The 12,915-nt window shown below is 73.1% G+C and carries 12 protein-coding genes; 9 read left to right on the top strand and 3 right to left on the bottom strand.

Going from position 1 to position 12,915, the window contains the following annotated elements; translation table 11 throughout:
• Positions 1-241 precede the first annotated feature (241 nt).
• From GEV10_07075 to GEV10_07065, 3 genes are all read left to right on the top strand, one after another.
• Positions 242-694, top strand: coding sequence for a chromosome segregation protein SMC (locus GEV10_07075; protein MQA78226.1), 453 nt, complete (start codon positions 242-244; stop codon positions 692-694).
• 33 nt (positions 695-727) lie between these two features.
• Positions 728-1,537, top strand: a complete 810-nt coding sequence (locus tag GEV10_07070; protein ID MQA78225.1) for a methyltransferase domain-containing protein — start codon at positions 728-730, stop codon at positions 1,535-1,537.
• A 209-nt stretch (positions 1,538-1,746) separates the two neighbouring features.
• Complete coding sequence (locus GEV10_07065; protein MQA78224.1) at positions 1,747-2,202, top strand: DUF3040 domain-containing protein; 456 nt, start codon at positions 1,747-1,749, stop codon at positions 2,200-2,202.
• Here the strand turns inward: GEV10_07065 and GEV10_07060 are convergent, their stop codons facing one another.
• The 3 genes from GEV10_07060 to GEV10_07050 are packed head-to-tail and all read right to left on the bottom strand — an operon-like array spanning position 2,203 to position 6,840.
• Positions 2,203-4,575: a hypothetical protein gene (locus GEV10_07060; GenBank protein ID MQA78223.1), complete on the bottom strand. Its 2,373-nt coding sequence runs from the start codon at positions 4,573-4,575 to the stop codon at positions 2,203-2,205. It lies immediately after the preceding gene.
• Positions 4,572-5,873 (bottom strand): DUF58 domain-containing protein, encoded by a 1,302-nt coding sequence (locus GEV10_07055; protein ID MQA78222.1) that lies wholly within the window; start codon positions 5,871-5,873, stop codon positions 4,572-4,574. The genes GEV10_07060 and GEV10_07055 overlap by 4 nt, the downstream gene beginning before the upstream one ends.
• Positions 5,874-5,877: 4 nt before the next feature.
• A complete protein-coding gene (locus GEV10_07050; protein ID MQA78221.1) occupies positions 5,878-6,840 on the bottom strand; it encodes an AAA domain-containing protein in 963 nt (320 codons plus the stop codon).
• 472 nt (positions 6,841-7,312) lie between these two features.
• Here GEV10_07050 and mraZ point away from each other — a divergent pair, with 472 nt between their 5' ends.
• The 6 genes from mraZ to GEV10_07020 all read left to right on the top strand — a co-directional run bounded on the left by mraZ (position 7,313) and on the right by GEV10_07020 (position 12,842).
• Positions 7,313-7,750, top strand: coding sequence for a division/cell wall cluster transcriptional repressor MraZ (gene mraZ, locus GEV10_07045; protein ID MQA78220.1), 438 nt, complete (start codon positions 7,313-7,315; stop codon positions 7,748-7,750).
• 129 nt (positions 7,751-7,879) lie between these two features.
• Positions 7,880-8,134 (top strand): hypothetical protein, encoded by a 255-nt coding sequence (locus tag GEV10_07040; protein MQA78219.1) that lies wholly within the window; start codon positions 7,880-7,882, stop codon positions 8,132-8,134.
• Positions 8,134-9,108 carry a 16S rRNA (cytosine(1402)-N(4))-methyltransferase RsmH gene (rsmH, locus tag GEV10_07035; protein ID MQA78218.1) on the top strand — a complete coding sequence of 325 codons (975 nt, stop codon included), beginning with the start codon at positions 8,134-8,136 and terminating at the stop codon, positions 9,106-9,108. The genes GEV10_07040 and rsmH overlap by 1 nt, the downstream gene beginning before the upstream one ends.
• Positions 9,109-9,154: 46 nt before the next feature.
• On the top strand, positions 9,155-9,604 hold the full coding sequence (locus tag GEV10_07030) for a hypothetical protein (GenBank protein ID MQA78217.1): 450 nt from the start codon (positions 9,155-9,157) through the stop codon (positions 9,602-9,604).
• 3 nt (positions 9,605-9,607) lie between these two features.
• Complete coding sequence (locus tag GEV10_07025) at positions 9,608-11,656, top strand: peptidoglycan glycosyltransferase (GenBank protein MQA78216.1); 2,049 nt, start codon at positions 9,608-9,610, stop codon at positions 11,654-11,656.
• 25 nt (positions 11,657-11,681) lie between these two features.
• The gene (locus GEV10_07020) at positions 11,682-12,842 is read left to right on the top strand and encodes a methyltransferase domain-containing protein (GenBank protein ID MQA78215.1); all 1,161 of its coding nucleotides are present in this window, start codon (positions 11,682-11,684) and stop codon (positions 12,840-12,842) included.
• Positions 12,843-12,915 lie beyond the last annotated feature (73 nt).

Here is a 12,915-nt window from a genome sequence, read left to right as displayed (position 1 = left end):
CGGCCTCGGCAGAGCCAGGGGCGGCAGTGTCATGCAGGCCCTCAACGAGCGACCGAGCAAGGCCGTCACCCCGGCTCCCGCCGAGTCCCAACAGCGAGCACCGTACCGGTGCCCACAACAAGGATGGTGCCCTAGTGACCGTGCTCCCCGCCGTCCTCCGCCGCTCCGCTCCTCGCTCAGTGTGCACAGAGGCACGGAGTGCGCTACGGACCGCTGCGATGCTCGCTCTGGAGAACGGCTCATGACAACCCAGGAGCGGCGCCGCCGCGCCGGTGGCAGGGCTCGCGCCCGCCGGCTCGGCTTCTCCGCACCCGCCTACGTCGGTCAGGCGCGCCGCGCGCTGGCCGAGGCCGTCGCTCCCGAGCCGGGCACCTCGCCGGCGCTGCGTTACTCCGGGGCGCACCTGGCGGCGCTGCGCAGCGCCGCCGCGGTGCTCGCCGTCCGCGGCCGCCCGTCGGGGCGGCGCGCCGGCACCGCATGGACCGAGCTCGCCGAGGTCGCCCCCGAGCTGGAGGAGTGGTCGGCGGTGTTCGCCCAGAGCGCCGGCATGCGCGCCACCGCCGACGCGGGGCTGCCGTTCCCGCTGTCCCATCGCGACGTCGATGCCTTCTGCGAGCTGGTCGACGAGTTCCTCGGCGAGGTCGAGGAGCTCATCGACCTCGGCCATCAGGCCGTCCTCCCCACCGCGAGCTAGACGCCGCCACCCCTGCCGTTACGGTGTGTCCGGATGCCGGCGGAGGCATCCGGACGGGAGAGGGACGCCGTGGCTCGAGTGACACCGTCGCGTCGCACCGACCGGGGGTCGCCGCGCACCGCGGTCGTCTGGGGCGCGCTCATCCGGACCATCGAGAGCCGCTCGGCGAGCGGTCGGGGCGGTGCCCTCGCGATCGTCGACCTCGGTGGCGGCACCGGCGGCTTCGCGGTCCCGTTGGCCGGCCTCGGTCACGAGGTGACGGTCGTCGACGAGAGCCCCGACGCGCTCGCGACCCTGGAGCGCAGGGCCGCCGAGCACGGCGTGCGGGTGCGCGCGGTCCAGGGTGACGCCGGCGACCTCGAGTCCGTCGTCGGCGCCGGGGCGGTCGATCTCGTGCTGTGTCACAGCGTTCTCGAGTACGTCGACGTCCCGGCCGAGGTGTTGCGCACGGTGCACGCGGCGCTCCGGCCCGGGGGAGCGGTCAGCGTGCTGGCGGCCAACCGCACGGCGGCGATCGTCCACCGCGCGCTCGGTGGACGGTTCGGCGAGGCGAGGCATGCGCTCGGAGACCCCGACGGCCGCTGGGGTCCCGGCGACCCGGTGCCGCACCGGTTCGCGCTCGGCGAGCTGACACGGTTGCTCACCGAGGCGGGGTTCGCGCCCGGCGACGCCCACGGCGTCCCGGTGTTCGCCGATCTCGTGCCCGGCGGCGTGGCCGACGGCGAGCCCGGTGCGGCCGAGGCCTTGCTCGACCTCGAACGCGCCGCGGCCGAGCACCCCGAGCTGCGGGCGCTCGCCACCCAGCTGCACGTCCTCGCACTGCGTCCGGACGCGCACGTCTGAGCGTCCGGCACCATTCGCGGGCGCGAGACGTTATCCTCGTGTCACCGGAGGTGGGCTCGGTGCGTCAGGCGGTGTGGCCCGGACGGTGTGGTCGACGAAGGAAATTGCGCCACACCGGGGGATGCGCCTTCCGCGTCGCGCGACACGTTCGTATGCTGGGTACCGGCCGGTAGTCGGTGTGGGGGTTCGGCCCTGGCAGGAGGCGCGAAGTGCCGCTTTCAGAGCACGAGCAACGCGAGCTTGAGCAGATCGAGCGGTATCTTGCTGCCGAGGATCCAAAGTTCGTCAGCTCGATCCGCAACATCACGCCCAGGTCTCGGTACAAGCGTCGCATCGTCCTCGCGGTGATCGGGTTCGTCCTCGGTGTCGCCCTGCTCCTCGCGGGCGTGGCCAACGCCGTGGCACTCAGCATCGCGGGATTCGCGTTGATGTTCTTGTCGATGGCCTGGGCGGTCTCCAGCATCATGCACATGCAGCAGGGCGAGCGTGGTGAGTCGACGGTCCCCGACACCGCGGACCCGAACGTCGTGTCGCTGCACGAGCCGAAACGACAGCGCAACCGCAAGGGCAAGCAGGCCAAGGCCCGCCGCCCTCGCGACGGCTCGGGGTTCATGGACCGGATCGAGGCCCGCTGGCTCCGTCGCCGCGACCGCCCCTGGTACTAGTCACGCGCTGCCGCGTGCCGGCGCGTCGGGCTCGGGGCCGCGGGCGCCGAGATCGCGCGTCGTCGACCTGATCGCCTGGGTGACCGAGCGGGGCAGCAGGAACGCCCGCACCCTCGACCTGCGGTCGAGGTCGTGCGCCAGTGCGGAACGCGCCCTGGTGACGTCGGAGCGCAGGCCGTCCGGCGTGTCCGGTTCCGGCGCGTAGCGCGCCCGTTCCTCCGCGAGCGCGACGCGCTCGACCGCCGCGGCGGCCCGCGATCCCTTGTCCAACCGGGCCGCGAGCCGTGCACCCGCGGCGCGCGGACTCTCGCTCCCGCGGAACGGGAGACCGAGGTCCGCCGCGTCGTCGCGGAGCTCGGCCCAGGCGGCATGGGCGACCTCGGCGGGGTCGCGTGCGCGCGCCCAGCGTCGCCTGCGCACCAGCCGACGCCCCATCGCCGGGGTGAGCACGACGAGGGCCGCGAGGATGACGGCCGCGAGCAGGCCGAGCCTGACCGGTGTGCTGATCCCCGGGTTCTCGCCGCCGCTTACCGGTGCGCCGCTCTCCAGCTCCTCCCGCTGCCGGCGCGACGCTGCGGCGGCCGACGAGTCGTCGGCGGTGGACGTCGGGTCGTCGGTCGTCTCCTCGGTGTTCTGCTCGTTCGGCCGGTCGAGGGCGTCCGGCTCGCTGTAGCCGGGCACCTCCGCCGTCCCCTGGCCGGTGAAGCCCGACGGCGTGGGCTCGAAGCGGATCCAGCCGACGCCCTCGAACCACAGCTCGGGCCAGGCGTGCGCGTCGCGGCCGCGGACCACCCACTCGTCGCCCTCGCGGGTGCCCTGGGTGTACCCGATCGCGACCCGGGACGGGATGCCGAGGGCGCGGGCCATCACCGCCATCGCCGAGGCGTACTGCTCGCAGTAGCCGCGGCGGTCGCGGAGGAAGGCGAGGAGTGCGTCGTCGCCGCTGCCGCCCGGCTCGGTCGAGTACGTGAAGCCGCCGTTGTCGGTGAACCACTCCTGCAGGGCCAGCGCCTGCTTGTAGCGGGTGTCCTTCCCGCGCGTGACGTCGCGCGCGGTCTCGCGGACCTCCCTGGGGAGGTCGCGGGGCAGGTCGAGGTTCGACCGGACGAGCACGCTCGGGTTGGTCGCGACGTCGAGCTGCGTGGGCCGTGGCTTCGACACCTCGCTGCTGACCGTGTAGCGAAGGCCACGCGGCGACCCACGGGGCGAGAAGATCGTGAGCGTGCCGGGGTCGTAGTACCAGTTGCCGTCGACCCGCATCTGCGCCGGCATGTAGGGCGCGGGCAGGAAGGTGAGCTCGACGCGCTGCGACATCTGGACGTCGGTGCGGACCGACGTCATCACGCTCTGGTCGGTGCCGGCCGGCGGGTTGAGGATGTAGTCGGGCCGGATGGAGTACTCGTCGAAGCCACGCAGCCGGCCGGGCCGCCAGTTCTCGCCGTCGAAGTCGGTGAGCGCGACGGTGCGCAGGTACTCGGGTCGCCTGCTCGTCGAGGTGTAGCGGAACATCACCTCGTCCGACTGCCGTAGCAGGTCACGCCGCATCGAGACGACGGGGTCGGGCGCCTGGAGGGTCGGCGCCCCGAAGCGTCGCAACCAGGTGCTGCCCGCGCCGTCACCGCCCGCGAACGACCTGTCGGTCATCGGGACGAGCATCGGCGCGAGCACCGCGATGAGGACCGCCGCGAACCCGATCCGCCGGCCGAGGCTGGCGATCGCCCCGGTGTCGGCGGTCTGTCCGGTGGGGGTCTTCGTGCGCCGATCCCAGGGGCGGCGCACGAACACCGGACGTCCCCACCGCTCGAGGTTGTCGCGGTTGTCGGCGAGCAGCAGCGCGAGGAAGCCGACGGCGCCGAGCAGGAACGGCAGCCAGCCGGGGCCGTCGAGGAGCACGCCGGCCGAGACGCTGTAGAGCGCGAGCATCGGCAGGCCCGCCGCGCCGGGACGGCGGAGCCGGACGGCGACCAGGTCGACGACCGCGGCCACCAGCCCGATGCCGCCGATCGTGAGCAGCATCAGCCCGTGGGTCTCCGGCGCCGGCGTCGCGTAGCGGCGCACGTCGAGGAACGCGTTGATCAGGAGATCACCCAGCGCCTCGAACGACGTGGGTGTGGGGACCAGGCCGAACAGCGCCGTGTCCCTTGCGTAGAGGAAGGTGAGGGCGACCAGCAGCACCGCTGCGTAGACCAGCGGCGTGAGCACGCCGGGCACGCGGACCCGGCGCGTGGCCCACCCTGTCGCGGCCATCAGCGCCACGATCACCAGGGCGACGTAGGGCCAGATCCTGGTCTCGAACAGCGACCACAGCGCGAACGTCGACAGGTACGTGGCGAGCCCGGCGAAGAGCGTGAGGCGCGTGCGCGCGTTCGTCATGTCCGCGCCCCCGTCGACGGTTCCGCGACCGCCTCCGCCGCGTACCCGCCGCCGGCCAGCGGCCAGACCCGGGCGAGCGGCGTGCCGTGGCTGACCGGCACGACCCGCCACCCCGCGGTACGCAGCCGGCGGATGACCGCCGCCTCGTGCTCGAGGTCGGCCGGCGTGCGCCTGCTCGTCGTCCACGACGCCGAGTCGACGAGCAGGGCGACCCCGGTGCCTCGGCCCTGACGCATCCGGGCGATGTCGTCCGTGGCGGAGTCGTCGAGCGCGCCGAGCACCGCCACCAGGAGGCCCTCGCCACCGGACAGGCTCGCCGCCGTGATGCCGTCGGTCAGGTGCAGCCGGCGGGACGACTTGATGACCGCGAGCTCCTCGAGCAGCATGCCCTCGAGTGGGCCGCCGCTCACGTCGGCCAGGCCGCCGTAACCGCCGAACGAGGCGCCGGCGTCGGTGACGAGGCGGAGCCCGAAGCCCTGCCGTGCCAGGGCGATGCCGATCGACGCGGCGGCGCTCACCGCGAACTCGAACGCCGAGCCCGGCCCGTCACCGTGGTACGCCCGGTGGCGGGAGTCGAGGAAGATCGTGCACCGGCTCTGCCAGTGCTGCTCCTCGCGGCGCACCATCAGCTCGCCGCGCTTGGCCGTGGTCTTCCAGTGCACGCGCCGCAGGTCGTCGCCGCGCCGGTACTCGCGGGTGGCCACGTCGTCGTCACCGGCCGCCGCGATGGTGCGGGCGTGGCTGTCGCCGCCGCCGGTCCAGTCGCCGGACAGCCGCACCTCGGGCAGCGGGTGGATCAGGGGAGTGACGGTGAGCTTGTCGATCTGCGCGAACGACCGGGTCAGCTCCACGAGACCGAACGGGTCGGCGAGGCGGACGGACAGCGGGCCGATGTCGAACCGCCCGCGGATGTCGGAGCGGAGGGTGTAGCCGATCTCGCGGACACCGTGGGGCTCCACCCGGTCGAGGACGAAGCGGGGGGCGCTGCCCAGCTGGTACGGGACGGACTCCTCGACCAGGAGCAGACCGGTGGGCAGCCGCGACACGTTGTCGACGCGCAGCGCCACGTGGGCCTCGTGTCCCGCGGGAACCCGCGGTGACTCGAGCACCCGGCGCGCGGTGAGGCGGTAGCGGGTGCGCGCGACCACGATCACGGCCGCGAGGGGAAGGACGACCAGCAGCAGCCCGATGCGCAGCAGGATGCGTTCGCCGAGGAGGAGGCTGCACAACGCCGCCGCGATGCCGGCGGCGAGGAAGCTGCGCCCCCGCAGCGTGAGTGCGCTCAGCAACTGGCGCATGCGTTCATCGACCGGCCCGGCGCCGGCCGCCGGCTTCGGGCACGGGCACGCGCTGCAGGCACTCGTTGATCACCTGGCTCGGCGTGCGGCGCGCGATCTGCGCCTCCGCGGTCGGCAGCACCCGGTGGGCGAGGACGGGCTCGGCGAGCGCCTGGATGTCGTCGGGCACCACGTACGTGCGCCCGTTCAACGCCGCGTAGGCCCGCGCGGCGCGCAGCAGGTGCAGGGCCGAGCGCGGGGAGGCGCCGAGGCGGAGGTCCGGTGCCTTCCGCGTGGCGGTGACGAGGTCGATGGTGTAGCGCTTCACGCTCTCCGACGCGTGGATCTCGCGGACGGCCGTGATCAGCGAGGCGATCTGCTGGGCATTGGCGACGGGCTCGAGGTCGGCGAGCGGCGACGTGCGGCCGTGCAGGTCGAGCATCTCCAGCTCCGACTGCGGCGCCGGGTAGCCCATCGAGATGCGCGCCATGAACCTGTCGCGCTGGGCCTCGGGCAGCGGGTAGGTGCCCTCCATCTCGATCGGGTTCTGCGTCGCGACGACGAGGAACGGCGTGCCCAGCTCGTAGGTGATGCCGTCGACGGTGACCTGCTTCTCCTCCATGCTCTCGAGCAGGGCCGACTGGGTCTTGGGCGACGCGCGGTTGATCTCGTCGCCGACGACGATGTTGGCGAACACCGCGCCCGGCTTGAACTCGAACTCGTGCCGCTCCTGGTTGTAGACGCTCACGCCGGTGATGTCGCTCGGCAGCAGGTCCGGCGTGAACTGGATGCGGCGCACGGAGCAGTCGACCGACCTGGCGAGCGCCTTGGCGAGCATGGTCTTGCCGACGCCTGGGACGTCCTCGATGAGGAGGTGCCCTTCGGCGAGCAGGACCGTGAGGGCGACCGTGACCGCCTCCGGCTTGCCTTCGATGACGCTCTCGATCGCCGCGCGGACCCTCGACGTGGTCTCGACGATCCGTTCCAGCTCGTGAACGGCGCCGTCACTCGAGACGTCGCGCTCGGACAGGGTCACCCGACCTCCTCGGCTACGACCGGTTCGACGACCGGTCAGGCTTCCAGCGGGAGAACCGGAGTGACCCGACCCGCACGTGTCGATTCTCGGACGATTGTCCGTACTGCGCCAGCGCGGCCCGGTACGCCCGGTGTTCTCCGCCGCATCCCGCTGTCTCCGACACGCACGGTGAGGACGGCCCGACACCGATCGAGAGCTCGACTCTCCCCAGCAGTCTCCCTGGTCGTGCGCGTGATCGTGCACCCGCGGGCCGGCGGCCAGGGACGCTCCCTTCTCCTCCACCGGCGCTCCACCGGTGTGACCTGGGCAAACGCGGGGAGTGGTGGGGGCCACATGGGCATTCCTGGTTGACCGTGGGGGAAAGTGGCGTACAGTGGTGCAATCGGGAGGCTAAGGGTCGGATCGTCCGTGGGGGAGGTGCCGGGTGGCGCTCTTCCTCGGCACGCACCGCCCGAAGCTCGACGACAAGGGCCGGCTGTTCCTGCCGGCGAAGTACCGCGACGACCTGGCGGGGGGCCTGGTGATCACCCGGGGACAGGAACGCTGCCTCTACGTGTGGCCCGTGGCCGAGTTCGCCACCCTGACCGAGCAGCTCCGCGAGGCACCCGTCACCCACAAGGCGTCCCGCGACTTCCTTCGCATGTTCTTCGCCGGCGCCTCCGACGAGGTGCCGGACAAGCAGGGCCGGGTGACCGTGCCAGGGCAGCTCCGCGAGTACGCGGGTCTCGACAAGGAGTGCGTCGTCGTCGGCGCCAACAACCGGCTGGAGATCTGGGACGCGGACGCGTGGCAGTCGTACCTCGACGACAAGGAGCAGGCGTTCGCGGAGCAGTCGGAGGAGGTGTTCCCCGGACTGATCTGAGTGGGCTGATCGCGTGGCGCGGTCCCTACCCGCTCCCGAGCCCGGCAGAGCCCGGCGACCTGGCGCACTTCCCCGGCGGCAGGCAGTCGGCTCTCCCGCAGACCAACGCCACCTGGCATCACTTCCCCGGTGCCAGGCGGCGACGGGTTCGGCGAGCGGATGGGGTCCTCACCGCGCGAACGGTGGCGGTGGCAGGTGCTCGAGGGGGTCGAGATGAAGTTCGTGGCGACCGAACAGGTCGAACGTGCCGACGAGAGGGACCGGGTGCGGCTGCTGTCGCTCGCGGCGGACGTCGCGAGCAGCGCGGTCCTGCTCGGACTGGTGGTCAGCTTCACCGCGCTCCTCGTCCTGCCTGTCGCGATCGTCCTGGGAATCGTGCTCTGATGAGGGACACCCACGAGCCGCACGGCCACGTGCCCGTGCTCCCGCAACGGGTGGTCGCGCTCCTCGCGCCGGCGCTCGCGACCCCGGGCGCGGTGCTCGTCGACGCGACGCTCGGTCTCGGCGGTCACACGGACCTGCTGCTGCGCGCCCACCCGGCGCTGCGCGTCGTCGGGGTCGACAGGGACGACCGCGCCCTCGACCGTTCGAGGGCCCGGCTCGTGGAGCACGCCGAGCGCCTCACCCTCGTCCACGCCGTCTACGACCACCTGCCCGCCGTGCTCGCCGAGCTCGGTCTCACCGCCGTGCAGGGCGTGCTGTTCGACCTCGGGGTGTCGTCGATCCAGCTCGACGAACGCGACCGCGGGTTCGCGTACTCCTACGACGCTCCGCTCGACATGCGGATGGACCAGACGGCGCCCGTCACCGCCGCGGACGTGGTCAACACCTACACGGCGCGGGATCTCGCGCGCGTCCTCCGCGAGTACGGGGAGGAGCGGTACGCGCGACGCATCGCCGACGCCGTCGTGCGGGAGCGGGCGCAGGCGCCGTTGACCTCGACCGCGCAGCTCGCCACGCTCGTCCGCGACGCGATACCCGCCGCCGCCAGGTACGCCCCCGGCGGCCACCCGGCGAAGCGCACGTTCCAGGCGTTGCGGATCGAGGTGAACGGCGAGCTCGAGGTGCTCGAGCGCGCGCTGCCGGCCGCGCTCGCGTCGCTCGCCGTGGGCGGACGGATCGTCGTGCTCGCGTACCACTCGCTGGAGGACAGGCTGGTCAAGCGCGCGCTGCGTGCCGGCGCGACGAGTGCCGCGCCGCTGGACCTGCCGGTCGTCCCGCCGGAGTACGAACCGGAGCTGCGGCTGCTGACCCGCGGCGCGGAACGTCCGGACGCCGACGAGGTCGCGCGCAACGCACGGGCGGCCTCGGCCCGGCTGCGCGCGGCGGAGCGCATCCGTGAAGTGAGGGCGGCATGAGCACGGCGAGGAGGCGGGCGCGCATGAGCGACGGGGGTGACACGCGATGACGGAGAAGCTGGCGGTCAGGGCGCGCCGCACGGAGACGGACGACCGTGAGGCGAGGACGCGGCGCACCGAACGCGCCGCGCCGGACCTGCGTCTCGTGCCGGAGCGCGTCGCCGCGACCGGGCGCGCGCCGTTCGTCCTGCTCGTCGTCGCCCTCCTCGGCGGCGGGCTCGTGGCGCTGCTCGTCCTCAACGTCGGGCTGGCGCAGGACGCCTACCGGCTGCACGAGCTGCAGAAGCGCACCTCGCTGCTCGCCGAGCAGCGGTCCGTGCTCGAGCGCCAGGTCGCCGCGGACTCCGCTCCCGGCGTCCTCGCCGAGAAGGCCGAACGCCAGGGCATGGTGCCCGCGGGCGACCCGGCGTTCATCGACGTGTCGAAGGGCAAGGTGCACGGCAAGGCCGAGAAGGCGCGGGGCAAGGGCGACACCGGACCGAAGGACAGGAAGTAAGGGGTGGCTGGACGCGACGACGGTCGCGGGGGGCGCCGCCCACCGCGCCGGCCGGCGGACCGCAGGGAGCGCGACGGGCGGCGCGACTCGTTCGGTGCGCGCCTGCCGTGGGAGACCGAGGCGCCGTGGGAGAAGACGAGGTCGGGGAGCGCGAGCCGTACGCCGCGCCGCCCGGCGGCCTCGTCCACCGGGCGCGGCCGGACGGTGAAGCGGACCGCGAAGAAGCAGGCGCCGAGGAAGCGGGCACCGGCGCGGCGTCCCGCGGCACGGGTGCTGCGCAGCCGTCGCCGGCTGGCGCGGCTCGGATCGCCGCTCCGGCGGATCAACGCGGGCCTGCTGGTCGTCGTGTTCATCCTGACCCTGTTCACCGGGCGCCTCGTCCAACTCCAGGCGCTCGACTCCGAGGAGTACAGCCTGCAGGCGCAGACCCAGCGGATCCGCACCCAGATCCTGTACGCGGACCGCGGTGGCATCACCGACAGGTACGGCGTGCCGTTCGCGCTCTCGGTCGACGCCGAGGACCTCTACGTCGACCCGACCAAGGTCCCGGCGACACCGGGCAGGCTGGCGGACGGCTCGGCCGTGCCGTCCAAGGAGCAGGCGGCGCAGCGGTTGGCGCCGATCCTCGGGGTTCCGGTGGCGGAGCTGCAGGAGAAGCTGGCGTCGAAGAAGCGCTTCGTCTACCTGGCCAAGCAGGTCAGCCCCGAGCAGGTCCGCGCGGCACGCGACGTCGGCATCCCGACGCTCGGCGCCGACCCCAACCCGAAGCGCACGTACCCGTCGGGCACGCTCGGCGCGAGCGTCATCGGCTACGTCGGCGCGAGCGGCAAGGGGCTCGGCGGCATCGAGCTCGCGCAGGACCAGGCGCTGGCCGGCAGGAACGGCAAGCAGGTGGTGGAGATCGGCCGCAACGGTCAGGTGATCCCCGCGGCCGCCGAACGCCTGCAGAACGTCGTCCCGGGACAGGACGTCACGCTGACGCTCGACAGCGAGATCCAGTGGAACGCACAGCGTGCCATCGAGGCACAGGTCGAGAAGACCAAGGCGCACAGCGGCAGCGTCATCGTGATGGATCCGGCCACGGGCGCGGTGCTCGCGCTCGCGACGGCGCCGGGCTTCGATCCGGCGCAGCGGCGACCCACCGGCGCCACCGGACTCGGCAACCCCGCCGTGCAGGACGTCTACGAGCCGGGCAGCACCAACAAGGTCATCACCGCGGCGGCCGCGCTCGAGCACACGACCATGGAGCCGACGACCGAGATGGCGGTCCCCGGGGAGCTGCGTCGCTACGACAAGACGTTCCACGACGACGTGCCGCACGACACGTGGAACCTCACGCTCGCCGGCATCCTCGCCAAGTCGAGCAACATCGGCATCGACCTGGTGTCGGAGAAGGTCGGTAAGGAGCAGCTCTACCGGAGCCTGCGCGACTTCGGCTTCGGCGAGCGCACCGGCATCGGGCTGCCAGGGGAGAGCCGCGGGCTGATGCCCGCACCCGACACGTGGTCGGGCACGCAGCGCTACACGATCCCGTTCGGCCAGGGCATCTCGGTGAACGCGATGCAGATGGCCAGCGTGTACGCGACCATCGCCAACGACGGTGTGCGGGTCGAGCCCAGCGTCTACGCCGGCAGCAAGGCGCCCGACGGCACGGTGACGAAGGCGGACGCGCCGGAACGCAGGCGGGTCATCAGCTCGAAGACGGCGAAGCAGATGCGGCTGATGCTCGAGGGCGTGACGGGTCAGCACGGCACCGCCCAGAAGGCGCAGATCTCGGGCTTCCGGGTCGCGGGCAAGACCGGCACCGCCCAGCGGGTGAATCCGGACTGCGGCTGCTACCGCGGCTACACGGCGTCGTTCGTCGGGATGGCTCCCGCCGACGACCCGAAACTCGTCGCGCAGGTCGTGCTGCAGGACCCCAAGAAGGGGCATTTCGGCGGGGAGGTCGCCGCGCCCGTCTTCCACGACGTGATGTCCTTCTCGCTGCAGCACGAGAAGGTCCGTCCGACGGGGACCAAGAGCCCCAAGATCAGGGTCTGGGCGGACAGGTAGCGGCGGCCGAAGGGGTCAGGGCGCGATGACGCAGGACCCGCTCGCCCGCGTGACCGCGCTGCTGTCGCCGCAGGGCAGGGCGCTGCTCGACGAGCTCGCCGCCGCGACGTCGCAGTCGGCACTGCAGGTCGGCACCCGGCTACGGGAGAGGTATCCCGCGGATCTCGTGGCGAGCGCCATGGCCCAGCACGAGCTGCGGCTCGCCGCGCGGGCCAAGTTCACCCGGGCGGAGCGGATGTACCTCACCCGTCCCGGGCTCGAGCAGGCGTCGTCCGAGGTGGTCGCGCGGCACCGCGCCGCGCGGTACGCCGGCGTCGCCGCGGTCGCCGACCTGTGCTGCGGGATCGGCGGCGACCTCGTCGCGCTCGCCGGCACCGGCGCGCACGTCGTCGGGATCGACCTCGATCCCGTGCACCTGCTCATGGCGGGAGTGAACGCCGAGGCGTACGGCGTCGGCGAGCGCGTGTCCACCGTGCAGGCGGACGTGCGCGATGCGGATCTCGCGGGCGTCTCCGCGGTCTTCGTCGACCCGGCCAGGCGCGACGCGCGGGGCGGCCGTGCCGTGGACGGCGAGCCGCCGCTCGGCTGGTGCGTGCGTCTCACCGAGCGGGTGGCGGCGGTCGGCGTCAAGGCCGCGCCCGCGCTGCCGCACGACAGGGTGCCCGCGGACTGGGAGCTGGAGTTCGTCGCGGTCGGCCGCGACCTGAAGGAGGCCGTGCTCTGGTCTCCCGCACTGGCCACCGGCCGGCGGTGCGCGACGATCCTGCCGGAGGCGTGGAGCCTGCAGCCCGAGCCCGGCCCGCCGGTCGAGGTGGCGGAGCCGGGACCGTACCTGCTCGACCCGAACCCCGCCGTCACCCGCGCGGGTCTCGTCGAGGACCTCGCCCGCCGCGTCGGGGCGTGGAAGATCGACGAGCGGATCGCGTTCCTCGCGACCGGCCACGAGGTGCACACCCCGTTCGCGCGCACGCTGCGCGTGCTCGACTCGTCGCCGTGGAACGAGAAGGCGCTCAGGTCGCGGCTGCGCGATCTCGACGTCGGTGCGGTGGACGTCCGCCGCCGCGGCCTCGCCGGCGACGTCGACGTGCTCCGGCGACGGCTGAAGCTCACCGGCACCCGCAGGGCCACGCTCGTCATGACCCGGTTCCGCGACCGCCCCTGGGCCCTGCTCTGCGTCGACCCCTGACCCCGTGGGGTCCCCGGTCGTGGTGCCTGCCCCTGCCGGGGTCCCCAGTGGGGGAGGGCGACCACCGGCTCGG

The sequence above is a fragment of the Streptosporangiales bacterium genome (assembly GCA_009379955.1).
Taxonomy (GTDB): domain Bacteria; phylum Actinomycetota; class Actinomycetes; order Streptosporangiales; family WHST01; genus WHST01.
This window is presented reverse-complemented; position numbering and strand designations above follow the sequence as displayed.